Annotated in this window: 20 protein-coding genes and 1 tRNA gene; 15 read left to right on the top strand and 6 right to left on the bottom strand. The window is 52.5% G+C overall.

Annotated elements, in window-relative coordinates; all coding sequences use genetic code 11:
- Positions 1 to 24: 24 nt before the first annotated feature.
- From NI000_RS31875 to NI000_RS31830, 10 genes are all read left to right on the top strand, one after another.
- Complete coding sequence (locus NI000_RS31875; protein WP_375541023.1) at positions 25 to 957, top strand: alpha/beta hydrolase; 933 nt, start codon at positions 25 to 27, stop codon at positions 955 to 957.
- A 61-nt stretch (positions 958 to 1,018) separates the two neighbouring features.
- The gene (locus NI000_RS31870; RefSeq protein ID WP_253415355.1) at positions 1,019 to 1,822 is read left to right on the top strand and encodes a Nif3-like dinuclear metal center hexameric protein; all 804 of its coding nucleotides are present in this window, start codon (positions 1,019 to 1,021) and stop codon (positions 1,820 to 1,822) included.
- Between the two features lie 18 nt (positions 1,823 to 1,840).
- A complete protein-coding gene (locus tag NI000_RS31865) occupies positions 1,841 to 3,163 on the top strand; it encodes an ABC transporter substrate-binding protein (RefSeq protein WP_253415354.1) in 1,323 nt (440 codons plus the stop codon).
- A gap of 267 nt (positions 3,164 to 3,430) precedes the next feature.
- Positions 3,431 to 4,351: a class A beta-lactamase gene (gene bla / locus NI000_RS31860; RefSeq protein ID WP_253415353.1), complete on the top strand. Its 921-nt coding sequence runs from the start codon at positions 3,431 to 3,433 to the stop codon at positions 4,349 to 4,351.
- 247 nt (positions 4,352 to 4,598) lie between these two features.
- The gene (locus tag NI000_RS31855; RefSeq protein WP_253415352.1) at positions 4,599 to 6,380 is read left to right on the top strand and encodes a BlaR1 family beta-lactam sensor/signal transducer; all 1,782 of its coding nucleotides are present in this window, start codon (positions 4,599 to 4,601) and stop codon (positions 6,378 to 6,380) included.
- A 2-nt stretch (positions 6,381 to 6,382) separates the two neighbouring features.
- Entirely contained in the window at positions 6,383 to 6,766 is a 384-nt protein-coding gene (gene blaI / locus NI000_RS31850; RefSeq protein WP_253415351.1) for a penicillinase repressor BlaI, read from the top strand.
- Between the two features lie 200 nt (positions 6,767 to 6,966).
- Positions 6,967 to 7,050: transfer RNA gene (locus tag NI000_RS31845), tRNA-Leu, on the top strand.
- Positions 7,051 to 7,610: 560 nt separating this feature from the next.
- Positions 7,611 to 8,084, top strand: coding sequence for a hut operon transcriptional regulator HutP (gene hutP / locus NI000_RS31840; RefSeq protein ID WP_051775403.1), 474 nt, complete (start codon positions 7,611 to 7,613; stop codon positions 8,082 to 8,084).
- A 122-nt stretch (positions 8,085 to 8,206) separates the two neighbouring features.
- On the top strand, positions 8,207 to 9,739 hold the full coding sequence (gene hutH, locus NI000_RS31835) for a histidine ammonia-lyase (protein WP_253415390.1): 1,533 nt from the start codon (positions 8,207 to 8,209) through the stop codon (positions 9,737 to 9,739).
- A 97-nt stretch (positions 9,740 to 9,836) separates the two neighbouring features.
- Positions 9,837 to 10,322, top strand: coding sequence for a GNAT family N-acetyltransferase (locus tag NI000_RS31830; protein ID WP_253415350.1), 486 nt, complete (start codon positions 9,837 to 9,839; stop codon positions 10,320 to 10,322).
- A gap of 201 nt (positions 10,323 to 10,523) precedes the next feature.
- On the opposite strand, the gene NI000_RS31825 is transcribed toward NI000_RS31830, so the two are convergent.
- Positions 10,524 to 10,964, bottom strand: coding sequence for an Hsp20/alpha crystallin family protein (locus NI000_RS31825; protein WP_253415349.1), 441 nt, complete (start codon positions 10,962 to 10,964; stop codon positions 10,524 to 10,526).
- Between the two features lie 305 nt (positions 10,965 to 11,269).
- Between NI000_RS31825 and argS the strand changes: the two genes are divergently transcribed.
- The gene (gene argS / locus NI000_RS31820; RefSeq protein ID WP_253415348.1) at positions 11,270 to 12,979 is read left to right on the top strand and encodes an arginine--tRNA ligase; all 1,710 of its coding nucleotides are present in this window, start codon (positions 11,270 to 11,272) and stop codon (positions 12,977 to 12,979) included.
- Positions 12,980 to 13,061: 82 nt separating this feature from the next.
- Here argS and NI000_RS31815 read toward each other — a convergent pair whose 3' ends face one another.
- Positions 13,062 to 13,475 (bottom strand): YjdF family protein, encoded by a 414-nt coding sequence (locus tag NI000_RS31815; protein ID WP_253415347.1) that lies wholly within the window; start codon positions 13,473 to 13,475, stop codon positions 13,062 to 13,064.
- A gap of 206 nt (positions 13,476 to 13,681) precedes the next feature.
- Between NI000_RS31815 and NI000_RS31810 the strand changes: the two genes are divergently transcribed.
- Positions 13,682 to 13,912, top strand: coding sequence for a YqzE family protein (locus NI000_RS31810; RefSeq protein ID WP_036684191.1), 231 nt, complete (start codon positions 13,682 to 13,684; stop codon positions 13,910 to 13,912).
- A gap of 88 nt (positions 13,913 to 14,000) precedes the next feature.
- On the opposite strand, the gene NI000_RS31805 is transcribed toward NI000_RS31810, so the two are convergent.
- The 3 genes from NI000_RS31805 to NI000_RS31795 all read right to left on the bottom strand — a co-directional run bounded on the left by NI000_RS31805 (position 14,001) and on the right by NI000_RS31795 (position 17,979).
- Complete coding sequence (locus tag NI000_RS31805) at positions 14,001 to 14,930, bottom strand: hypothetical protein (protein ID WP_253415346.1); 930 nt, start codon at positions 14,928 to 14,930, stop codon at positions 14,001 to 14,003.
- Between the two features lie 167 nt (positions 14,931 to 15,097).
- Entirely contained in the window at positions 15,098 to 16,174 is a 1,077-nt protein-coding gene (locus tag NI000_RS31800) for a YqhG family protein (protein ID WP_309247951.1), read from the bottom strand.
- A complete protein-coding gene (locus NI000_RS31795; RefSeq protein ID WP_253415345.1) occupies positions 16,171 to 17,979 on the bottom strand; it encodes a DEAD/DEAH box helicase in 1,809 nt (602 codons plus the stop codon). Before NI000_RS31795 ends, NI000_RS31800 begins: the two co-directional genes overlap by 4 nt.
- Before the next feature lie 176 nt (positions 17,980 to 18,155).
- On the opposite strand from NI000_RS31795, the gene NI000_RS31790 reads away from it, so the two are divergent.
- Positions 18,156 to 19,247 (top strand): hypothetical protein, encoded by a 1,092-nt coding sequence (locus tag NI000_RS31790; protein ID WP_253415344.1) that lies wholly within the window; start codon positions 18,156 to 18,158, stop codon positions 19,245 to 19,247.
- 53 nt (positions 19,248 to 19,300) lie between these two features.
- On the top strand, positions 19,301 to 20,143 hold the full coding sequence (locus NI000_RS31785) for a lipoate--protein ligase family protein (RefSeq protein ID WP_253415388.1): 843 nt from the start codon (positions 19,301 to 19,303) through the stop codon (positions 20,141 to 20,143).
- A 22-nt stretch (positions 20,144 to 20,165) separates the two neighbouring features.
- Here NI000_RS31785 and dat read toward each other — a convergent pair whose 3' ends face one another.
- The gene (dat, locus tag NI000_RS31780; protein WP_253415343.1) at positions 20,166 to 21,017 is read right to left on the bottom strand and encodes a D-amino-acid transaminase; all 852 of its coding nucleotides are present in this window, start codon (positions 21,015 to 21,017) and stop codon (positions 20,166 to 20,168) included.
- A 397-nt stretch (positions 21,018 to 21,414) separates the two neighbouring features.
- Here dat and NI000_RS31775 point away from each other — a divergent pair, with 397 nt between their 5' ends.
- Positions 21,415 to 24,012, top strand: coding sequence for an adenosylcobalamin-dependent ribonucleoside-diphosphate reductase (locus NI000_RS31775; RefSeq protein WP_253415342.1), 2,598 nt, complete (start codon positions 21,415 to 21,417; stop codon positions 24,010 to 24,012).
- Positions 24,013 to 24,096: the final 84 nt, after the last annotated feature.

The following is a 24,096-nucleotide window of genomic DNA, read 5'->3' as shown; positions in this document are numbered from 1 at the left end:
TCATCATAATTGGAGGTATGGATATTGGACTTCATAAGCAGAGTGGCTCCGGAATTAAAGCAAGGGGTAGAGCTTTTAACGCCTCTTTATTTGCCCGATGATCTGGCTATGGAGAGGCAGCGCCCTTTGCCTCCCGCGAATAGCTCGAAATCCGTTCAAATTACGGAACGTTATATATCCGGCGGAGATTCAAAGGAAATGCTGGTCAAGATTTATGAACCGGTCCGGAGAGAGGATCAAAAGCTGCCTGCTTTTCTTTGGATCCATGGCGGGGGATATGTGTTGGGTCACCCGAGTTCCGATGACGTACTCTGCGAATGCTTTGTAAAAGCGGCCAATTGCATCGTTATTTCGCCCGACTATCGCCTTGCCCCCGAACATCCGTTTCCGGCGGCCATTGAAGACTGCTACGCCGCATTGGAATGGATAACCAACCGCGCGGAGGAAATGAATATCGATTTGTCGCGGATTGCGATTGGCGGGGCAAGTGCGGGAGGGGGATTGACGGCGGCATTGGCGCTGATGGCTCGGGATAAAGGCGGACCGGCCATTTGTTTTCAAATGCCGTTGTACCCGATGATCGACGATCGTAACGTTACGCCCTCAAGCCACGAAATTACGCATCAAGCGGTTTGGAACAGGGCCAATAACCTTGCGGCCTGGAAGATGTATCTTGGCGAGCATGCCCATGGAGACATTTCCCCTTATGCGGCGCCAAGCCGCGCGAAGAGCTTGGCCGGCCTGCCTCCGGTCTATACTTGCGTAGGGCAGCTTGATCCGTTCCGCGACGAGACGATCGACTATGTTGCGCGTCTTGCACAGGCAGGAGTTGATGTCGAATTTCAGCTTTATCCCGGATGCTATCACGGCTTCGAACACGTTGTTCCGGATGCGGAGATCAGTCAACGCGCCAGAAACGGATACTTGGATGCTTTGGCGAGAGCTTTTAAGCGTTGATTCCTTAGGGAGAGCGGCAGCGCTATTTGGGGCGTAATCTTAACGAAAGAAGGGATTGGAAATGAAGGTTCAACAAGTGATTGATGCCATTTTGAAAGATTCGTGCGGCGATTTTAGATTGCCCGAAACCGGAGACAGGATCATGAGCGGCAGTCCCGACACGGAGGTCACCGGAATTGTAACGACATTTATGGCAACGGTTGACGTTATCAAGCAGGCAATCGCTTGCGGGGCCAATATGATTATTACTCATGAGCCTACCTACTATACGGGAAACGATGAAACGGACTGGCTTCAGGACGACCCTGTATATGCGGCTAAGAAAAAATTGATAGATGAGAATGAGATCGTGATCTGGCGGTTTCACGATTACATGCACATGGGGAAAACAGACAAAATCTATGACGGCCTCCTAAAAGAAATTGGCTGGGAAAACAATATGCTTGACGGAAATCCTCACACCTACCAAATTGAGGAGGTCAGTTTGGCGGAGCTGGCGAGCTTTTTTAAGCGCAAGTTGTCCATGGATGTGATACAAATCATCGGCAAACCCGAAATGAAATGTTCAAGAGTCGGAATTTTAGTGGGCGGGGGCAGCTTGGGCCTGGGAAGAGAACAAATGCCGATGGAATTGATGCGAAATATGAATTTGGATGTCATGATTTGCGGCGAAATAATGGAGTGGACGCTCTGCGCCTATATCAACGACGCCCAAATGCTTGGACTTAACAAAGCCATGATCGTTGTAGGGCATGAACGCAGCGAAGAATGGGGCATGAAATTTATGGCGGAATGGCTGCAGCCTTTGGTCCATGGGATTCCGGTCGTCTTTATTGATGCGAGAGAGCCGTTTACTTATTTATAAGATAAGGGGGAAAAGATATTGAAAATCAAAGCGGGTATCAAGCTCGGAGTTTGTACGGCTTTGCTGTTATCTACGGTGGTCGCTTGTTCCAATAAGGATGCATCGCCGGGAGCGGCTCAATCGGAGAAGGGCGTCAAGATTACTTTTTATACGGTGGATCAGAACAACGCTTTTTCCGATTTGGTGAAGGCGTATCAGCAAGAGCGCCCGGAAGTGAAAATTGAATTATTGAATGCGCAAGCAGGAACCGATTATATACAAAAATACGAAGCGCTTCAGGCTTCCAGCAATCCGCCTACGGCCGCCATGCTGGAACAGCAAACGGTATTAAAGTTCAAAGACACATTGCTGGATTTGGAGTCGGAGAAAGCAAAATACGAAAAGTTGACGCTGCCAGGCACGATTGAAAGGAACTTATTTGAGGGCAAATTTGTCGGTGTGCCGTGGACTACGCAGGGTTACGGTTTATTGTACAACAAACGGGTAGTTGAGGAAGCGATCGGAGGAACTTTTGATCCCGCATCGGTGAAAACCCGCAATGATTTGGAAGCTTTGTTCAAAAAAGTGGAAGCCGCCGGCAAGGCGCCGGTATTGATTCATGGATCGGACTGGTCTTTAGGCTCCCATTATTTATCGTTAGCCTACGGCCTGCAATCCAAAAAGGTTGAAGATAATCGTAATTTTTTGGAGGGCTTGAAAAAGGGAAGCGTGGATTTATCCGGCAATCCCCAATTCAATGGTTTGCTGGATACCTTCGACTTGCTTAAAAAGTATAATCTTCGAAAGAACGATCCGATTGTCGCCGACTTCAATAAAGATACGATAGATTTTGCCAAAGGTAACGCGGCATTCTACTTTATGGGAGATTGGGCTTGGTCCGTAATGGACCCTGTCGAAGGCCGGGACAAACAATTTGGAATCATGCCGGTTCCAATCAGCAACAACCCGGATGACTACGGGAACCAGGAGATTCCGGTTTTGGAACCGTTTCTGTACACCATCGATAAAACAAGAGCAACACCGGAGCAGCAGGAAGCAGCCAAACAATTTTTTGAGTGGATGGTCACAAGTGAACAGGGACAAAACTCCATTATTTCCAAAATGGGATTAATCATGCCTTATAAAGATTTAAAAGTAAAGGGGACGAATGCCATTTCTCCTTCAATAAGTAATTATGTTAAAGAAGGCAAGGTTATTAATCTCGGAATGTTCAAATTCCTTCCCGGGGATCATTACGCTAAGCTGGGCGCCTCCATGCAGAAATATTTAATTAACAAGATTGATCGTAAAGGGTTCATTAAAGAGATGGAGAGCTATTGGAAGTCGCAGGCTGTTAATTAAAGTTGCGGGCTGAAAAATAAAATCATGGGCGAAGGTGTATACCTTTGCCCATTAAAACAAACGACAGGTTTCTGATCTGCTTTCTCTGGCAGAGCAGGAACCTTTTTATTTTAAGCTGGTGCTTAATTTGACATCGATAGACTACAAGTGTAGTATCATATTACGAATGTAATCAAAATTAGAGAGGAGTAACAGAGTATAGAATAGAAAAAAACAGTTTTTTCGTTTTCAGCTTACATAATATTTTTTGAAAAGAGGTTAAATATCTTGAGTAAATCTAAACATTCTATAGTAAAAATTTGCAATAAAATTGCTTTACCTCTATTGTTTGTACCCATCTTGCTCATTGGTTGTGCGAAGGCTGTCAATCCCCCTGTTACCCAGTCGACAGAGAAGACTCAGACAGTAGTTACATCCGAGTCTGACGAGTTTATTCAACTCGAGAACAAATTTGGCGCTAGACTTGGTGTGTATGCAATTGATACCGGTACGAGTCGGACGATTGCTTACAGACCTGAGGAACGGTTCGCTTTTGCATCCACCTATAAGGCTTTGGCGGCAGGCGCAGTGCTTCAGCAAAGCTCTAATCTCGATAAAGTAATCACCTACACCAAGGAAGACTTGGTCACTTATTCACCCATAACAGAAAAACACGTGGAAACAGGGATGACCCTTAGGGATATCTGCGACGCTGCTATCCGTTATAGCGACAACACCGCGGGGAATCTCTTACTAAAAGAATTGGGTGGCCCTAAGGGTTTTGAAACAGCTCTGAAAAAGATCGGCGATAACGTTACTACGTCTGCACGTTTTGAAACAGATTTGAACCAAGCCATCCCGGGAGACACACGAGATACAAGTACACCTAAAGCGCTTGCCACAACCCTTCAGGCTTTCACGGTCGGCGACGTGCTTCCTGCTGACAAACGTAAGCTCCTTACAGATTGGCTGCGGGGGAACACGACTGGGGCTAAACTGATCCGTGCGGGCGTACCCGAAGGCTGGCAGGTTGGAGATAAAACCGGTGCCGCCAGTTATGGAACGCGTAACGACATTGCTATTGTTTGGCCGCCGAACAGAGACCCCATCATTATCGCAATTCTGTCCAGTCGCGATAAGCAGGATTCCGCTTATAATGATGACCTTATCGCGCAGGCTGCGAAAATAGCAATGGACGCCTTGAAGTAAACTGCAATGATCAACCATAGCGTCTAAACTCTCTCAAGGCATGGAATAAGTTGGCTTATGTACGAGCCAGCCTATTCCAAATCAGTTTGATGTGCTGTCATTTTTCATTATAAAGAAGCAGTCAAAATTGGAATGAAAGATCAAGGATGGTAGTTGATAAAATGACAGTCAACTGCTAAAATTCAGGCTACAAGTTTTGCTGCTTTAATGATTTCAACCGAAAGGTTGAGAGATGGAGACGAAAAGCATGTTCTTTACTCATTTCGTTATTAGCTTCATTGTGTCGTCTTTTACCATTGCCGCTATTATGCTGATTAAAAAATTGTTCCAAAAGCAACTTTCAGCGAAATGGCACTATAATCTATGGTTTCTATTGTTTATTGCATTGCTGCTTCCTTTTATATCAAGTCATTTATTTAGTTTTGGAAACAATTTCTATTTATTCGGTGTTAACCAAAGCGATGGAATAAGTCCTCCCACTATGACCACCGGAGATCAGGAATTTGGAAATGTGAATTGGCTGCAGGACTTTTCGATATCTATAAACCGTGCTAGTCCAGCATACCTGAATATCATTTTAGCTTTGACCTGGATCGCAGGGATACTCGTAATGGCCGGTTTGACCATGCATGCCTGGCTAAAGGTAAAAAATATTAAACGCACTACGTCTAACCTGAAAAACAAAGAAGTTCTCGTGTTATTTGAACAGTGCATGCAGGATTTAAAGATATCGAGACATTTAATTGTAGGGGAATCTCCGCTTGTCAGTTCACCGATGACGTTTGGCCTTCTGAAAACCTATGTTGTATTTCCGACTCATTTTGACGAATGGTTGTCTTTGAAGGATATCAGATATATTATTTTGCATGAACTCAATCACATTAAATATAAAGATATTGTGACGAATTACCTCATCGTTATTTATCAAGTCGTATACTGGTTCAATCCACTTGTTTGGCTTGCTTTTAGGGAAATGAGATCAGATCGTGAAATAGCTTGTGACATGGCTGTTTTACATTCATTAGATGAACGCTGCTTTGCCGAATATGGAAATACCATCATTAAAGTTGTGGACAGAGCATCATATTTCAAAAATTTTGCTTTGACTAATCAGTTCAATGGTCCCAAACAGCAAATAAAGAAACGTATAGAAAGGATTGCTTCGTTTACGGCCGATTCAAAGCTATTGAAGCTGAAGAGTATCGCTATCTTTATGCTTGTGGGAATACTTGTTGCAAGTCAGGCTCCACTCGTTTCTGTGATGGCGAATGATCATAACCGATACGATTTTACCAGCGATCGAACTATGCACGAGGATTTAAGTGATTATTTTTCAGGATATAAAGGGAGCTTTGTGTTATATGCTTTGAAAGCAGATCAATATCGTATCTATAACGAAAATCAAAGCAAATTAAGAGTTTCTCCGGATTCAACTTACAAAATTTATCTTGCGTTGTTTGGATTGGATTCCAATGTCATAACGAGAGAAAATTCCTCCATGCCATGGAATGGCATACATTATCCTTTTGATTCATGGAATAAGGATCAAACCTTATTTAAAGCAATGCAAAATTCAGTAAATTGGTATTTCCAGGATTTGGATAAAATAATCCAACAGGATAAAATACAAGCTTATCTGAACCAAATAGGCTATGGTAATCGTAATCTTTCTGGAGGAATCGGACAATATTGGTTAGAATCCTCATTAGAGATATCTCCCGTAGAGCAGGTACAATTATTAAAAGCTTTTTATACAAACCAATTTGGATTTAAAGAGAACAATATACAGACCGTCAAAGATTCGATTAGATTGGAAGAAAAAGATGGTGCGCTACTATCCGGAAAAACAGCTACAGGTACTGTAAATAAAAAAATGATAAATGGTTGGTTCATTGGATATGTAGAGACAAAGGACGACGTTTATTTCTTTGCAACAAATATACAAAATGAAGAGAACGCCAACGGAAGCAAGGCAGCAGAAATAACGTTATCTATTTTGAAGGATAAAGGCATATATGAAGGAGGATAAGAGTGTCTAATAAAGTCCCCAATATTTCAGAAGCAGAATGGGAAGTCATGAACATGCTATGGGAAAAGGCTCCGCAAACGGCTAACGAAATTATTCTTTCTCTACAGGAGAAAACGGATTGGAAGCCGAAGACGGTGCGCACTCTGTTAGATCGTCTAGTCCAAAAAAAGGTAGTAGGTGTAAATCAAAATCAGAAACTCTATACATTCTTTCCGCTTTACTCGCAGGATGAATGTCGGCAAGCCGAAACACAGTCATTTATTAAGCGAATTTATGGAGGAGCCCTGAAGTCTATGCTGGTTCACTTCATCGAGGAGCAATCTTTGTCCGATGACGATATTAAGGAACTACGATCTATTTTGGATAATAAGCCGAAGAAAAATTAGGAGAGAGGATACGCCGGTTAAAATGGTACACCGAATGCCTAAAAGAGCATTTAACAATACATTTTCATTCAACTCTAACGGATTAGAAATGGGACAACCGATGAATCATGTTATAGTAGATTTCATGCTTGACATAGGGGGAGCGATCGTTATATAATTCCATTTGTCGGTTCGAAATCAATCGAATCGCGGCGAAATATGCGGTCGTGGCGGAATTGGCAGACGCGCTAGATTCAGGTTCTAGTGGTGTAACAGCCGTGGAGGTTCGAGTCCTCTCGACCGCATTATCTTAAAAATAACTGGCCTGCAAATTGCTCTTGAAGCAATTTACAGGCTTTTTTTATATGTACGGAATATGCAGGGCTCCTCCTCGCTTGAGCTGAAGAAGCCGCATAAATGGCTGGGCCCTGGTCATCCTGAATGTTCAAGGCACGCTCTTTGAGGGGGCGGTCCGAAGTCTACGATTGTTTTGATCGGCATACAGACCTGGGTTTTACGTGTTGTGGGCGCCGTGCTGGGGCTATTATGCTGAACCGGGCCGGCTTGTCCGGCATCATGACCAACTCATGACCGCTGACCGCATCGGTCTATACAAGGAATTTGGGTTTAAATCGGGTTCCTTGTTTTACTTTCTCCTTGCTGGTCGGCGACTCATTGTCAACCCGCGTGATGTATGATACAATTTCATCAGATACTTTTTAGCGATAAGTAAAATCCTTTTAGACAATTTAGCGTATAGTCGGGTCGATACAAGGCAAGTCTTATGGGAGCGGGAAGAAGCTTTCCCATTTGCTGTTGTAGCGTCTTTTTTATTTTTATTGTGGCTTTTCTGCAGGAAAGGGGCATGCAAGTGACGGGCCAGCAGGGGATACCTTCTACTATCGGCAAATTAACCGCTTTATTGACGATGATGCACGATCATGCGATGGGGGCGGATATCGTACGGAAGCTGGAAGCGGACGGATATCGGCATACCGTCGGGAAGGTCGGCTCCATGGACAGCGCGAAAGTCATTGCGGCCATCGAAACCGCTGCTAAAAACAATCGGGTCATCGACGAAAAGCGGTACCGGGAAACGCACGGCTTGTACCATGCGATCCTGGAGGCTTTGCAAGGGGTGAGCCGGGGAACCCCGCAGATTCGGGACGTATTGCGCACGGTAGGACTGACCTTCGCCATTGTCCGCGGCCCTATGTCGACCGAACAAGATCAACCGGACGAAGGGGAGTGGATCTGCGTATGCATGTACGGCACGATCGGCGCTCCGAAAAAAGGCTTTGAGCATGAAGTTCTGGGCTTTGGCATCAATCACATTTGATGACCGGAAGTTTTAATTGAATAACTTTAGACCATAGTCTTATAGTTGCGTTTAGAGGTCATGACCATTGATTTGGTATGGCCTCTTTTTTTGTGTCCATTTCTTAAGGAGAGTGATTCGTGATGATTAAAACGGCACCTATTACGATCGGCGGCGGCAAGCTGACCTTGCAGGAGGTTGTGCTTGTGGCGCGCCACGGCTACGAAGTCGAGCTTGACGCTTCGGTCAAGGCGAAGGTAACGAAGAGCAGACAATATGTGGAAAAGCTGCTGGCGGAGAAAAAGGTCGTCTACGGGTTGACCACAGGGTTCGGCAAATTCAGCGACACGTACATTTCGAGCGAGGACGCGAAGGCGCTGCAGGTCAATCTGATCCGCAGCCATGCCTGCGGCATCGGCGATCCGTTCCCGGCGGAAGTGGCGAGAGCGATCGTATTGCTGCGCATCAATGCCTTGATCCAGGGCTATTCCGGCATACGCTACTCCGTCGTGGAAACGATGGTCGAGATGCTGAACAAAGGCGTCGTGCCGCTGATCCCGGAGAAAGGGTCGCTCGGCGCCAGCGGAGACTTGGCCCCGCTGTCCCATTTGGCGCTGGTCATGATGGGGGAAGGGGAAGCGTTGTTCCGGGGAGAGAAGCTGGATGGCAAAGCGGCGATGGACAAGGCTGGGATCGTACCGGTGTCGCTTGAAGCAAAAGAGGGCCTGGCTCTGATCAACGGTACGCAAGTGATGACCGCCGTCGGCGCTTTGGCTTGCTGGGACGCGCTGCAGCTGGCCAAATGGGCCGATTGCGCTGCTGCTTTGACGACGGAGACCTTGCAGGGCGTTAAGCAGGCGTTCGACCCGGAAACGCACGATATTCGCCCGCATGCCGGCCAGCAGCAGGTCGCTTCGAATATCCGCAAGCTGACCCAAGACAGCCGCCTGATGACGAACCAAGGCGAGCTGCGCGTCCAAGACGCTTATTCGCTGCGCTGCGTACCGCAGGTTCACGGCGCTTCGGCCGATGCGCTCCAATATATTCACGATAAATTAGTAATCGAGATGAACTCGGTAACGGATAACCCGCTCATTTTCACCGAGCAGGAAAAAGTAATCTCCGGCGGCAATTTTCACGGGCAACCGATTGCGCTGGCGATGGATTTCCTCTCGATTGCGGTGGCGGAGCTGGCGAATATATCGGAGCGGCGAATCGAACGGCTGGTCAATCCCCAACTGAGCGGAGGACTGCCTCCGTTTCTGACGAAGTACGGCGGCACGAACTCGGGCTTCATGATCGCGCAGTATGCCGCGGCTTCACTCGTTTCCGAAAACAAGTCGCTGGCGCATCCGGCCAGCGTCGATTCGATTCCAAGCTCGGCGAATCAGGAAGATCACGTGAGCATGGGAACGATCGGCGCGAGAAAAGCGGCCAAAATCGTCGAAAATGCGTACAACGTCGTCGCCATCGAGCTGCTCTGCGGCTCGCAAGCGGCCGATTATCGCGGTGCCGACGGGCTGGGCAAGGGAACGGCATGGGTATATGCGCAATGTCGCAAGCAGGTGCCGTTTCTGGACGAAGACCGCGTGATGTACACGGATTTCCGAAAAGCCGTAAGCATGATGAAGGATGCGGCGGTGCTGAATGGTATGACGGAGACGCTCGGTTTATAATAAGCAGCTTTCTGTTCCAAGTCTTGCATTTCTCCCGAAACCTTGCTATAGTAGGCGGAAAAATCGATAGGGTTTCGTGAGAGGGAGCGGGCTTCTAATGGAGATCAGACGGGCTGGATATGAGGATATACAGCACATTTTGGATATTTATAACGAAGCTGTCCTAACGACGGTAGCGACGTTCGATACGGTTCCGCGCACGCTGGAGCAGCAGTTGGAATGGTTCGAACAGCATGGTGAAGCTTACCCGGTCGTCGTCGCCGAAGACGCTGGTCAGATTCTCGGCTGGGCCGCCGCGAACAGATACTCCGACCGGCTGGCCTATGCGCGCACGGCGGAGCTGTCCTTATATATCCGGGACGGGCACCGCGGTCAGGGACTTGGGAAAAAGCTGCTAGAGGCCGTATTGGCCGAAGGGAAAAAGGCCGGGCTGCATACGGTGCTGTCGCGGATCGTGGAGGGCAACGACAGCAGCATTCATATTCATCGGCAGTTCGGGTTCGATACCATAGGCACGATGCGCGAGGTCGGCTTCAAATTCGGTAAGCTGCTGGACGTCGTCATGCTGCAAAAAATGCTTTAAACTCGTAAACCGGAGTGGAACCGGCGGCAGCCGGAAGCTCCGTTTTTTTGCTTTTCGCGAAAAAAAAGCGACCCGCAAGCAACGGGCAGCGGGCCAAGAGAGAATCTATATGAAAAAGGGGGTCGAGCTTTATTATAGAAGCTTTACGTTAAAGGAAGATGAAAAGCATATTTCAATTGGATTACAGTTGGATGACGTCTATTAATGAAATTCCACGTCGATCCGCTTTCTGGCGTTGTTCAGAGCCTTCGGCATTTTCACTTCGAGAATGCCATTCTTATACGTAGCGACCGTGCCCTCGACCTGCACTTCCGCCGGCAGCGCAACGGTGCGCTGGAAGCGGCCGGTATAACGCTCCTTGCGGTGAAACTGCTCTTCCTTCGCTTCCTGTACTCTGTGTACGGAGCCGACGATCGTGAGCGTCTGATGCTCCACGTGGATGTCTACGTCCTCTTTTTTCTCCAGACCCGGAATTTCGAAGTGGGCGACGACCTCTCTCTCGGTTTCGTAGACGTCCATCCGCGGCGCGCCGAATTCCTGCTGGAATCCGAAAGCGGAAGGCAGCCCCTCGTTAAAAAATTTGTCCATTTCTTTTTTCCAATGATCGACGTGTCTGAACGGCTCGAAAGGAACCAACGGCATGAACGGACGCCTCCTTATTCAAGTTTGTTTTTCATTTCCTCCCTTATTTTTTCGTTGGTATTCAAAATTCATACAAAAATCGCATGCAAGCCGGAACGAAGCGCCGCCGAACCGCCAAAATCCTTGGGCTAACGCAGCAAACCCGGCTTGACTCGGTTTTTCGTGCCCGATATAATGGAACATATGCAAAGGCTGGCAAAACCTACGTGCGACGTTGAAAAACGGCACCCCGACCGGGGTGCTTTCTTGTATGAAAGCGTACTGCGGGATGGCGGCGTTCGTTCGAAGAAAGGGGCACATCGTGTATGAATTACAAACAATGGTTGGCCGGGCAGCTGGCGGCAAAGCTTGAAGGCATAACGCAGGAAGCGCTGGCGGAGCTGATCGAATATCCGCCGAATCCGCAGATGGGGGATTTGTCGCTGCCCTGCTTCAAGCTTAGCAAGCAGCTCCGGAAGGCGCCGCAGGCAATTGCGGAAGAGCTGAAGGCAGGCTGGAGCGACGACGCGGCGGTTCAGCGGGTCGATGCGGTGTCCGGTTATTTTAACGTATTTTTGAACCCGGCCGTTTTCGCCAAAGACGTCGTCGGTGAAGTATTGGCGCGCCAAGACCGTTACGGCTCGCAGGAATACGGTCAAGGACGCAACATCGTTATCGACTTCTCTTCGCCGAATATCGCGAAGACGTTCCATATCGGGCATCTCCGCTCGACGGTCATCGGGAATGCGCTTTATAACATTTTCAACTTTATGGGATACAACAGCGTGGGCGTCAACCATCTCGGCGATTGGGGTACGCAGTTCGGCAAACTGATCGTCGCCTACAAGCTGTGGGGGGATCAGGCGGCCGTCGAAGCGGAAGGCATCGACGAGCTGCAGCGCATTTACGTCAAGTTCCATGACGAAGCCGACGTGAAGCCGGAGCTGGAGGATGAGGCGCGTGCCTGGTTCGTGAAGCTGGAGCAGGGAGACGAGGAGGCGCACAGGCTGTGGCGCTGGTTTGTGGACATCAGCTTGAAGGAGTTCCACAAGATGTACGATCTGCTCGGCGTAAAGTTCGATTCGTATGCCGGCGAAAGCTTCTATAACGATAAAATGGCGGAGGTGCTGGACGAGCTTAAGGCGCAAAACCTGCTGGAAGAAGACGGCGGAGCGCTGCTCGTGCGGCTCGACGATTTCAATATGCCTCCGGCCTTAATGGTGAAAAAGGACGGCGGAACGCTGTATCATACGCGCGACGTGGCGGCGGCCAAGTACCGCAAGAACACGTACGATTTTGACAAAGGTGTCTATGTGACCGATGCGGGGCAAAGCTTGCATTTTAACCAGTTGTTCAAAGTGATTGAGCTGATGGGCTACGATTGGTCGAAGCAAATGATGCATGTGCCGTTCGGCAAAGTCAGCCTGGAAGGCGCGAAGCTGTCGACCCGGAAGGGCAATGTGATCAACCTGGAGGAACTGCTCGGCAAAGCGATTGAGAAGACCCGCGAAATTATCGAAGAGAAAAATCCGAATCTCGAAAATAAAGACGAAGTCGCCCGCAAGGTCGGCGTAGGGGCGATTATTTTCAACGATCTGAGCAACAACCGGATTAAGGATATCGTCTTCTCCTGGGACGAGGCGCTGAATTTCGAAGGCGAAACCGGTCCTTACGTGCAGTACACGCATGCGCGGGCGTGCAGCGTACTTGCCAAAGCCGATCCGTCGGAGACGCAGTCGTTCGAAGGCTTCGATCCGAAGCACTTGGAGAACGAAGAGGCGCAAGGCGTGCTGAAGCAGCTGTACTTGTTTAAGGAACGGGTCGAGCAGGCGATGCATAAGCTGGAACCTTCTATTATCAGCCGGTATTTGGTCGATCTGGCGCAAAGTTTCAACCGTTTCTATCATGAATGCAAGATATTGAAGGCGGAGGATGCCGAGGTGCGCAAAGCGCGTCTTGCGCTCGTGGAGTCCGTAAGGATTACGCTGAAGAACGGCCTGGCGCTGGTCGGTATCGAAGCACCGGAGAAAATTTAAACCTCATACCATGGCAAAAACACCCGTTTGTCCGGACTGTCGTAGACAGCCCGGCATCCGGGTGTTTTTTTGCACGCGACCGTTACCGGCCGCGGTGCTTGGCTTTCGCTTTTTGAATGGCGATTTCGCGTTTGCGTTCCTTCTCGGCTTCCCGCTGCTCCCGGGAGACGATCTTGCGCGTCTTCTTGCGGTGCTCCAGATCGAGCTTCAGCGCTTCCTGCGCTGCGCTGCGGATGCCTTTGCGATCCATCTCGCGGGCGGCTTCGCGGGCGAGCCGTTTCGGGTTGACGCGGCCCCGCCGGGCCAAGGCATCGACGCTGACGCCCATCGACGTTTGCGCGAGCAGCGGCAGCATCCGAAACTGCACGAACTCCATCACCTCGGCGTCGTACGGCTCCGGGCCGAACACGTAACGAGTGGCTTTGACCTTGCCGTCCGCTTCGTGTTCCGTCACACCTACCCAAAATTCACCTTCAAAATAAACGGTAAGCTTCATGCTTTCCCCTCCTTACGTCTTGCGAGCGATGGACATCCCGAGGGGGGAAGGATATGACACGGGCTTGCATCTCGAAAAGCCGGGAGATCCCGTGCATCTGGGCTACCAACCGGACCGCGATTTTACGCTCGACTTCATTATAGGACGAAGACAGGTTTGCCGCAACCGGGTGCGGTTTATACTGGGATGTAGAGGTGAACGGCAACGTGGCAAAAAGCGACGAGCTTGTGAAATATGTAACGGAGCGGTTCGTCCGGTACATCGAGATGCCGAAGGAAGTGCGCAGGCAGGTGCGGGCGGACCGGAGGGAAGGCAAGGAGCCATGGCAGTACCGCTGGTTCGGCATGCTGCCGGTGGCCATCGGTATGTGGACGAAGCCTTTGCGCGAGGGCGCCCGGCGTCTCGGGAGAAGCCTGGGCAAAAGAGCGGAGCGGTGAATCAACAGTGCCTGAATAAAAAAAAGGAAAAGCTTCTTGCCGACAGGCGGGAAGCTTTTCTATATAGGGAAGAGGAGAAAACCGTAGGTTAAGGGTAAAAGCTGCCGAGATGCTGCAGCGCCTCGTAGGGAAGAAAACGGTCGTCGTCCTGCCGGAATTGCACGAAGCGATCCCCGCTGGACCATACTTGAAAGCCTGCGACGGGAAGCGGCACGGTGACGCTGCCTTCGTAAAGCTCGGCGGCGTACACCGGCTTGCTGCCTTGAGCGATCAACTGCTTCAGATCGTCGAAGGGCAATGGCTTGCCTGATTTGCTTTGTACCCACGGCAGCCGGGCATAAGGCTCCGCGGGCTCCGATTGTCCGCTTTCCTGTATCGTATGCTTCGCATCGGTATTGGTGAATGCCTGGACATTCGGCGCTGGCGCCGGTTTACTCTTGGGCAGCTTAGCGTCGCTGGCGAATGGCAGTTCCTCGCCAGTTTTGGCGTCGATATACCAGATGCGGTCCGCGTTCTGCACGGTAATTTTCCAGAGAGCCTGCAGCGGACCGAAGTATAATCTCTCGATTTGATGCGGATATTCGATAAGTTCAAGCTGCACCAAGCTTCGATGCAGCGTTTGCAAGCTGAATAACGGGTAGGAGCCTTTGCCGTACTCGGTCAGCTTGTATGTATCCGGTTCTCCGGCGTGGATAACCAGATAGCCCGCTTCCGAGCCTTCGGCGCTTACGATGATGACCCAGCCGTGCATGCCCGGACCGAGCGGATAGCTTGTCCAGGACGCTTGCTGCCACGGCTCGAAGCCGGGTTGGAGCGCGAGCTGCTTCATAAACCGCTCCACGGCCGCTTGCAGCGTCGGGCCGGCAATGTCGGTTGCCGGTTCCTTCGATGGCGCGGATGGAGGAGCCGATGGCTTCGTTTCCTCCACTGCATGCGCGGGAGGCGATTCGAGCGGCCAGGCTGCAAGCAGGCTTGTGCCGAGCAGCAGCGAGACGAGCGCGAACGTAAGCTTTTTCATAGTTTCACCTGCTTCGCTTAGGAGTCGTTGGCCTGAGATCGGCATTATGCGCATTCCGCTGCGAATATGCCTTTATTGTACAAGGTATGCGCCGAAAAGATTGTTAGAACCTGTAGTCTGTCCAAAAATACTTTCCCCTGAAAAACGCACCGTTTCGCGCCCGTTCGTCAGTACGCGGGCGGTTTCGCAGAGGAAACATGGAACAATCCGCAGTTGATGGCGGATATTCGGATGCGCGGGCGGTACTGCCATTCGATTTCCCGGGAGCGGCCGGCGTACTGCGCCTCGATGTCCGGGCGTTGATCGAGCTCAGCGGTCTTAAGCAGCGCCTCGTAATAATCGCGGATGCGGGCTTGTTCATCCGCGAGCCGAAGCTGAGCTTCCTTCGCCCAGCGGTGGTCGTACCTGGCCAGCTTGCTTTCCAGATGCTCCTCCAGGTAGAGCACCGCGCGGGGCAGCGCAATCCGGTCCGGGGTAATGTAGACGTGAGCGGGCAGCTGCGGCGTAAAAGCGAGCGGAGCGATCCAATCCATGAACCGCTCGCGGATCACGCCTGTTTGCAACTGGATGGCCAGAGAGTGAATTTCGCTGCGCTTCATATCGCAAGCCAGCTCCACCTTGTAATTGACGGCGAGCCAAGTATCGTAAGGTACGGTTGCGGATCGCCGGGGCTGCTCCGGCACATGCTGCTCGAACAGCCGGACATACTTGCCCTTGGCCCGGACGGCGGCAAAAAGCTGCTCCAGCCGCCGGCTGCCATAGGTGACTTCGTCCCGTGGAATGCGCGCGGTAAACGACGTCGGCACGAAGCCGAAGTAGCGGCCGAGGATGCTGTCTCCCTGCGGCTGTGCTCCGCCGGGAGCTGCGCCTGTCTGCGCCGCAGCTCCTGCGGGGCTTCCGGCAGAGGGCTGGCCGGCCGTCGCCCCGGCGGCCGACGTCCCAGTCGTGCCCGCGAGCCCGGGAGCGGCGGTGCTGACGCCGGGCTGCGGCCCGCCGGGAGGGCCGTGAGGCTGTAGCTCGCGGTAGGCCTCCGGGTCGAAGACGAAGGTGCACGTCATCGTCTCCGGGGTAACGCCGGTCCGTTCGACAAAGCTCCAATAATAAGGGCGGTGGTTCAAATCCTTGTCGGCGGAGGGCGACAGCTTCACGGTCACGTAGGCCGGATGCTTCTCCATAATGTCGCACTGTTCCGCTTCCAGATAGCGCTGCACGAAGGAGCGGATTTGGTCCGCCGTCATCGTCATAGCCGGGCCTCCTCCCCGCCGTGGTCCTGCCCGGGGATGGGGCTGCCTACCGCGTTCAGCACGCTTTGCAGCCGCAGGTTCTCCTGCGATTCCTGCTCCACCTCGGAGCGGACGACGATGAACGAGCGTCCCAGTTCGTCAAGCTGCCGGTGGATGTCCTCCTGGCTGCGCGAAGACAAGATCATTTTGGCCAGATGAGATTCGAGCGACGTTTTTTTCTCGAACCGCTCCAGAATCGTATCCAGCTCGCCGATGACCAGCTCGAACATGTTGATTTTCTCGTGCAGCAGCGATAAGATATGCTCCTCGATGGTGCCAAGGGTAGACAGGTTGTAGATTTTGACGTCCTCCTGCTGACCGAGCCGGTGCACTCGGCCGATCCGCTGCTCTACCCGCATCGGGTTCCACGGAAGGTCGAAGTTGATCATATGGTGGCAAAATTGCAGATTGATGCCTTCGCCCCCCGCTTCGGTGGCGATCAGCACTTGGGCCCGGTTGCGGAACAAGTCCATCATCCAGTCTTTTTTGCCCCGGTTCATACCGCCTCGGTAAGGGACGGCCGAAATTTTCCGATCTTTCAAATATTGCAGCAAATATTCCTGAGACGCGCGGTACTCCGTGAAAATAATCACTTTTTCCCCGATGTCGCCGATCAGCTCCATCACTTTTTCGGCCTTCGTATTCGCTTTGATGCTGCGGATCAGCTCGACGAGCTCCCAGATTTTGGCGCGGAGCGGCGAGTTCTCTTCGGTTTTCTTGAACAAATTGACGAGCGTGATAAATACCGCATCCCGGCTGGAGCACACCTCGCGCTGCAGCGTGACAAGCGACAAAATGCTGCCGATATCGCCGCCGGACTCCTCGTAACGCCCGCGGACGAAGTTGGTCACGCCGTCGTACAGCGCCTGCTCTTCGGGCGAGAGCTGCAAAGGAATATTGCGCACGATCCGTTTGGTGAAATTCACGTTGCCGTCACTGCGCCGGTTGCGGATCATGACCTTGCTCAGCTCGTGCTGAAGCTGCTCTTCGTTCTTCGGAATCCGTTTGTCCACGACGAAATTTGCCTGAAAGCTGCCCTGGCCGCCAAGCTGCCCCGGTTTGAGCAGGGTAATCAGGTTATACAGCTCTTTCAAGTCGTTCTGCACCGGCGTCGCCGTCAGCAGCAGGCAGTACTTTTTGCGCAGCTCGTTGATGAATTGGTAGTTGGTCGTCTTTTTGTTCTTCAGCTTGTGGGCCTCATCTACGATTAGCATATCGTATTCCAGCCCGAGCACGATGTCCCGGTGAGGGTCGCGCTTGGCTGTATCCATCGAGGCGACGATGACATCGTTTGCGGCCCACATGTATTCTTTCTTCTGGGCAACGGCCGAAATGCCGAATTTCTGGTTCAGCTCGCGCACCCACTGCAGCACCAGCGAAGCGGGCACGAGAATGAGCACTTTGCGGACAAGTCCGCGGATCATGTACTCCTTGAGAATGAGTCCGGCCTCGATCGTTTTGCCGAGCCCGACCTCGTCCGCGAGAATGGCCCGTCCGCGCATTTCGGTCAATACTTTTTTGGCGGTATCGATCTGATGGTCCATCGGCACCAGATTCGGCAAATGCGACAAGCATTGGAGCTCGTCGAAGCTGCGGATCAGCCCCGATTGCTCGGCCTCCTCGGCCAGCCGGAACATCGTCCAGTCATCCCACGGACCGTTGCGCTGCGCCCGGCCGTGCAGTTCCTCGAACCAATCCCGTTCAAAATACAGCTGAACATGCTCATTCAATTGACGCACGTGTTCTTTTCGCTCGGTGGATTGCATCGGACGCGCTCCTTTTCCATCGGGTAACGAATCGAGTCAATTTTTAGTATGCACGAAAATAAAGTCTTTCAAACGAACCGGCAATGCTATATGATGAAAGGGATGGGGCCTGGCGGACGGACGCCGGGCTCTCGATTTCTGAGGTGACAGGACGGTAAAGAAAGGGAGAGCTATCTTTGAGCAGACGCTTTCGTATCTGTCTCACGCTTCTGTTGACTGCGGCCTGCGCCGGATGTTCTATATTCGGTTCGGACGCCAAGCCCCGCACGACGCCGGTCGATGCGGAAGCGTCCAAAGCTTTGGACGAGACGGGCGATCTGCTCGTAGCCGGAGAGAACCGGGTATTCAGCGTCAACAGCAAAACGAACGAAGCCCGGGAGGTGCTGCAGACGGAGCAGCCGGTCAGTTCGGTCAGTTATACGGGAGAGCACATGGCGATCACCGTATTTCCGCCGTCCGATCCGAAGGCGTCCCGAGGTTTTTACTTGCGGGATAGCAGGAGCGACAGCTTCACGATGTATCCGACGCCGGGTTTCTCGCCCAAGCTCAGCTACATTTACGGGGACCTGATGTTTCTCGCTTCCGCCGATAAAACGGCGCAGAAAGACGGCGACCATGCCAAGGTCGGCATTTATCAGTTGAAGGAACACAAGTGGATCAAGGAATGGACGCTGCCGGGCGGCATCGAGGACATTACCGGACGGGGCAAAGACCTGTGGCTTGTGACGTCGAACAATGCGACGACAAGCTCGAATGTGTATAAGGTCGACTTGGAGACGGGAGAATGGGGCAAGCTCATCGCCGAGGCCCGGCGGTACCCGCTCGATCAAGTGGAAGCCGATTCCGGCGGCGACCTATATATGATGATTTCACAGCGCAGCAAGACCGAATGGTCGAACAAAATTTACCGCTGGGACCCGAAGCAGGAGCCCTACGAGCTGGCGCACCATTTTGTTTCCAATACCCGGCCGTACTCGTACGCAATGCAAGCGCTGAACGGGAAAATGCTGATCGCGCGCTTCGATGCGACCGGAGCTCATCCGGATATCGAGAAGCCGCTGTCCGTGCTGGACTTAAAAACGCGCAAGCAGACGCATCTGGCTTGGGATCACCGGCCGGTGGCGCTGGATAAGAGCGGGGACGAATTTGTAGCGCTCGGGGAAGACGGCGCGATTGCATTCGTGAAGCCCGGCGGGGCCGACAAACCCGACCGGGAGATGCAGGTTCCCGGTTTGCGGGCGGCAAAATGCCTGACCGTTAAACGGTAAAGTGAGCCGGTTTTACGGCCGGTGGCGACAGAAAAAGGGAGGGATCGCGGATGATGCAGGAATGGCGATGGATTCGGTCCGGCTATGGTTCGCCGGCTTACAATATGGCGGTAGACGAAGCGATTCTGACTGCTCACGGCGAAGGAGCGGCGCCGCCCACCGTGCGGTTTTACGGCTGGAATCCTCCGACGTTGTCGATCGGTTATTTTCAGAAGGCGAAGGAAGAGATCGATTTCGATGCGCTGGAGCGCGAAGGCATCGGCTTCGTCCGCCGGGCGACCGGAGGAAGGGCGGTGCTCCACGACAAGGAGCTGACGTACAGCATCATTGTGTCCGAGGATTACCCCGGCATTCCGCGAAGCGTGACGGAAGCGTATCGGGTGCTGAGCGAAGGGCTGCTGCTCGGATTCCGCAAGCTCGGACTGGCGGCTGATATGGTACAGCTCGAAAGCGAGGAGGACAAGAGCAAGTACGAGTCGATGGGCTCGGCGGCCTGCTTCGACTCGCCTTCCTGGTACGAGCTTGTCGTGGAGGGGCGCAAGGTGGCCGGCAGTGCGCAGACGCGGCAGAAGGGCGTTGTGCTGCAGCACGGGTCGATTTTGCTCGATCTCGATGCAGATCAGCTGTTCCGGCTACTGAGGTTCAAGAACGAACGGATCATGGAACGGATGAAACAGCAGTTTTTGCGGAAGGCGGTCGCGATCAACGATCTGCTACGCAGCGTCGGACAACCTCCAGCCGGGCTGGCACAGACGGAAGAAGCGTTTCTGGCCGGCATGGCCGAAGGATTGGGCGTAAAGCTGGTTCCGGGAGAGCTGACTGCGTACGAGCAGGAGCTGGCGGAACGGCTGGCGGAAGAAAAATACGGCAATGAAGAGTGGAACCTTCGGAGATAGCGCTCCGAAGGTTTTTTATTCGTTATTGGGGGATGGAGGAGGTGATGGCCTGCTCGAAGGCTTGCTGCAGGCGGCGCGTGACCGGACCCGGATTGCCCGAGGCAACGGGAAGGCCGTCGACGGAAATGACGGGCGTCACTTCGATGGTGGTACCGGTGACGAACACTTCCTCAGCCTGCCGGAGATCCTCCAGCGTGAACGGCGTTTCGGCGACCGGGATGCCGAGCTCGCGGGCCAGACGCAGCGCGACGGCGCGCGTGATCCCGTGCAGGATCAGGTTGTCGGCGGGATGGGTAATGATCGCGCCTTCTTTGACGATCATCACGTTGGAGGCGCTGCACTCCGTGACCAATCCGCTGCGGTGTAATACGACGTCGTCTGCGCCTTGATCGAGCGCGTGCTGCTTCGCCAACGTGTTGGGCAGTAGGTTAAGCGTCTTCAGGTCGCAGCGCAGCCACCGGATATCCTCCATTGTGACGACGGCGATGCCCTGCTGCATCGTGTGAACGGGACGCTTCACCTCGGTCGTATAAGCCATAAGGACAGGCTCGGCCTGAGCGGGAATCGCATGGGCTCTGGGCGCGGTACCGCGGGTAATTTGGAGGTAGACGGTACCTTCTATCAGCGAGTTGGCGGCGATTAATTGTTCCAGCTGCTTTTTCAATTCGCTTGAGGCAGCGGGCAGGTCTATGCGGACGGCGGCCGCCGTGCGTTCCAGCCGTTTGAAATGCGCTTCAGCTTCGAACAACTTGCCTCCGTAGACGCGGAATACTTCATAGATGCCGTCGCCGAAATAGTACCCGCGGTCGTCCGGCGAGACGCTAACTTCTTCCTTGGGAACGAGTCTGTCTTGGATCAGGTAAATCGGAGTCATGGGTACACCTCCCGTATCATGTAGGTTTTGGAAATGGGAACATACGTTTGATAATACTGCTGAATTCGGTTATACTATTACTAGACTAACAATCGGCTGATTCATTGTCAAAACGAAGCAAAGGGCGGATTTTCAAGGTTGGGTTTGACATGTTTTTGAGCGTGCATAGTTCCAATTTTCCGTCAATTTAGGTCGGCTTTGTCGAAAAAGATGAAGATTTCATCAACGAAAAAGAGAGCCTGACCGCGAAAAAAGAAGCTAGCGGGCTTGTATTCCACACTACGCCGTTAAATCCGCTTTTTGCCTATTCGTAACACAATATATTGTATTGTATAATGAATTTCGCATACCAGATATTGTGATTAATCTTTGAAAATATTTCCGGGAGGTTGTTGTTTTGAAGACCGTGCAGCAGACCAAATTGGAAGGCTTAAGCGAAAAAATATTTCTTGACCGTTATGCGATGAAGGATGCCGATACCCGCAATACGAAAGTGGGAGATACGGTACTGGTGCTGACGAAGGACGATCCGAAGTTTCCGGCCAAGGAAGTAGGGGAAGTCATTGAACGTCAAGGAAACCGGGTCAAAGTCAAGCTGCGGAGCGGAGAGGTTGTCGATTCCTCCGTCGAGAAGCTGACGCTGACGCTGGAAAAAACACCGCAGCAGATGTGGGACCGCTTGGCCGCTGCCATGGCTTCCGTGGAAGCAACTCCGGAGAAACGCAAGGAATGGACGGACAAGTTCCGTTATGTGCTCGACGATTGGAAGCTTGTGCCTGGCGGACGGATCGCCGCAGGAGCGGACGCAAGCGACGAATTGACGCTGTTCAACTGCTACGTCATTCCGTCCCCGCATGATAGCCGTGGAGGTATCATGGCGACGCTGTCTGAAATGACGGAAATTATGGCGCGCGGAGGCGGCGTCGGTATTAACCTGTCCTCGCTTCGTCCACGGCGTTCCGTTGTCAAAGGCGTCAACGGTTCTTCGAGCGGTGCAGTGTCATGGGGCGGACTGTTCAGTTATACGACCGGCTTGATCGAACAAGGCGGAAGCCGCCGCGGCGCGCTGATGCTGATGATCAACGACTGGCATCCGGACGTGGTCGATTTTATTACCGTGAAGCAAACGATGGGCCAGATCACGAATGCCAACTTGTCCGTATGCGTCAGCAACGGCTTTATGAAGGCGGTCAAAGAGGATCTGGATTGGGAATTGGTCTATCCCGATACGACCGATCCCGAATATGACGAGCTGTGGGACGGCGATTTGGACAAGTGGAGAAAGACCGGAAAAAAAATAAATCACTACCGTACGGTCAAAGCGCGCGACGTGTGGCATACGATTATCGAATCCGCATGGAAATCGGCGGAACCCGGGGTCGTGTTCATGGAATACTACAACCAGATGTCCAACAGCTGGTACTTCAACCCGATCATCTGCACGAACCCTTGCGGCGAGCAGGGATTGCCAGCTTGGGGTGTATGCAATCTGTCCGCGATCAATCTGTCCAAGTTTTACGACGAGCATAATCACGACGTGGCATGGGACGAGCTTGCGAAGGTCGTCCATTATTCCACGCGTTTCCTGGATAACGTTATTGACAAAACGCCGTATCACTTTGAACAAAACCGGGTGAACCAGCAAGGCGAGCGCCGTGTCGGACTCGGCTCTATGGGCCTTGCCGAGCTGATGATTAAGCTGGGCATCCGCTACGGGAGTCCGGAATCGCTCGAATTCCTCGATAAGCTGTACGGCTTCATGGCGAAGGAAGCTTACCTGGCTTCTGCCGATATCGCGGAAGAGAAAGGCTCCTTCAAGCAGTTCCAAGCGGAACCGTTCCTGCAGAGCGGCTTCATGAAGCATATCACGTCCGTCTTCCCGGAAGTGGGCGCCGCCATCCAGAAGAAGGGCATGCGCAACGTAACGGTCATTACCCAAGCGCCGACGGGCAGCACGGGAACGATGGTGGGCACCTCGACAGGTATCGAGCCGTACTTTGCGTTCGAGTACTACCGTCAAAGCCGTCTCGGCTTCGACAAGCAGTACGTGCCGATCGCTCAGGAATGGAAGGACCAGCATCCGAACGAAGAGCTGCCGGACTATTTCGTTACCGCCATGGATTTGTCAGCGGAAGATCATATTCGGGCACAGGCCGCCATTCAAAAATGGGTGGACAGCTCGATCTCCAAGACGGCGAACTGCCCGTCCGACTTTACGGTTGAAGAAACGAAGCAACTGTACGAGCTTGCCTTCGATCTGGGCTGCAAAGGCGTGACGATTTATCGGGACGGCAGCCGCGACGTGCAGGTTCTGAGCACGGACAAGAAGGAAGATAAGGCTGTGGAAGCGAAGCCGGCCGCACAACCGGCCGCAGCTGAGCCAGCCGCTGCGGGCGAGGAGAAGTCGCTTACCAACCTGTCCCAATCGCTGGCGGTCAATATTGACGCCAAGACGGAGCAGGTGTTCGATAAGGAATACAAACGCCGTCCGCAGGCTCTGCGCGGGGCGACGTATAAATTCAATACCCCGTTCGGGATGGCTTACATTACGATTAACGATATGAACGGCAGCCCGAGCGAAATTTTCTTGAACGTCGGCAAAGCCGGTTCCGATGTCTTCGCGATGTCCGAAGCGCTCGGACGCGTCTGCTCGCTGTTCCTGCGTTACGGCGATCATGGCAACAAGGTGCAACTGCTGATCAAGCACCTCAAGGGCATCGGCGGCTCCGGGGCGATCGGATTCGGCGCGAATCGCGTCGAATCGATTGCCGACGCTGTCGCCAAGGCGCTCGAAATGCACGGCGATTTCTCCGACAGCGCGGATGACTACATCACCGCGACGCAGGAGGTCGTGATGGAAACGACCGCTCAATATGCGGTAACACGCAGCGCGGCTACGTCTCTTGACTTGTGCCCGTCCTGCGGCTCGGCTTCGCTGATTAACAGCGAAGGTTGTAAAAATTGCAGCAACTGCGGCTACAGCCGCTGCAGTTAGGAAAAGAGGCCTTCGGGCCTCTTTTTTGTTGTGTGTGAGTTGTAATTAAAAATGTCGCTGGCCCTTGCCTTGATGGTGCGGGTT

The organism is Paenibacillus tyrphae, from assembly GCF_024158745.1.
Lineage (GTDB): Bacteria > Bacillota > Bacilli > Paenibacillales > NBRC-103111 > Paenibacillus_G > Paenibacillus_G tyrfis_A.
This window is presented reverse-complemented; position numbering and strand designations above follow the sequence as displayed.

Coding starts and splice junctions, on each gene's coding strand:
- NI000_RS31870 (WP_253415355.1), top strand. CDS start 1,019: ATGAAGGTTCAACAAGTGATTGATGCCATTTTGAAAGATTCGTGCGGC.
- NI000_RS31855 (WP_253415352.1), top strand. CDS start 4,599: ATGTTCTTTACTCATTTCGTTATTAGCTTCATTGTGTCGTCTTTTACC.
- hutP (WP_051775403.1), top strand. CDS start 7,611: ATGCAAGTGACGGGCCAGCAGGGGATACCTTCTACTATCGGCAAATTA.
- hutH (WP_253415390.1), top strand. CDS start 8,207: ATGATTAAAACGGCACCTATTACGATCGGCGGCGGCAAGCTGACCTTG.
- NI000_RS31830 (WP_253415350.1), top strand. CDS start 9,837: ATGGAGATCAGACGGGCTGGATATGAGGATATACAGCACATTTTGGAT.
- NI000_RS31825 (WP_253415349.1), bottom strand. CDS start 10,964: ATGCCGTTGGTTCCTTTCGAGCCGTTCAGACACGTCGATCATTGGAAA.
- argS (WP_253415348.1), top strand. CDS start 11,270: ATGAATTACAAACAATGGTTGGCCGGGCAGCTGGCGGCAAAGCTTGAA.
- NI000_RS31815 (WP_253415347.1), bottom strand. CDS start 13,475: ATGAAGCTTACCGTTTATTTTGAAGGTGAATTTTGGGTAGGTGTGACG.
- NI000_RS31805 (WP_253415346.1), bottom strand. CDS start 14,930: ATGAAAAAGCTTACGTTCGCGCTCGTCTCGCTGCTGCTCGGCACAAGC.
- NI000_RS31800 (WP_309247951.1), bottom strand. CDS start 16,174: ATGACGATGACGGCGGACCAAATCCGCTCCTTCGTGCAGCGCTATCTG.
- NI000_RS31795 (WP_253415345.1), bottom strand. CDS start 17,979: ATGCAATCCACCGAGCGAAAAGAACACGTGCGTCAATTGAATGAGCAT.
- NI000_RS31785 (WP_253415388.1), top strand. CDS start 19,301: ATGCAGGAATGGCGATGGATTCGGTCCGGCTATGGTTCGCCGGCTTAC.
- dat (WP_253415343.1), bottom strand. CDS start 21,017: ATGACTCCGATTTACCTGATCCAAGACAGACTCGTTCCCAAGGAAGAA.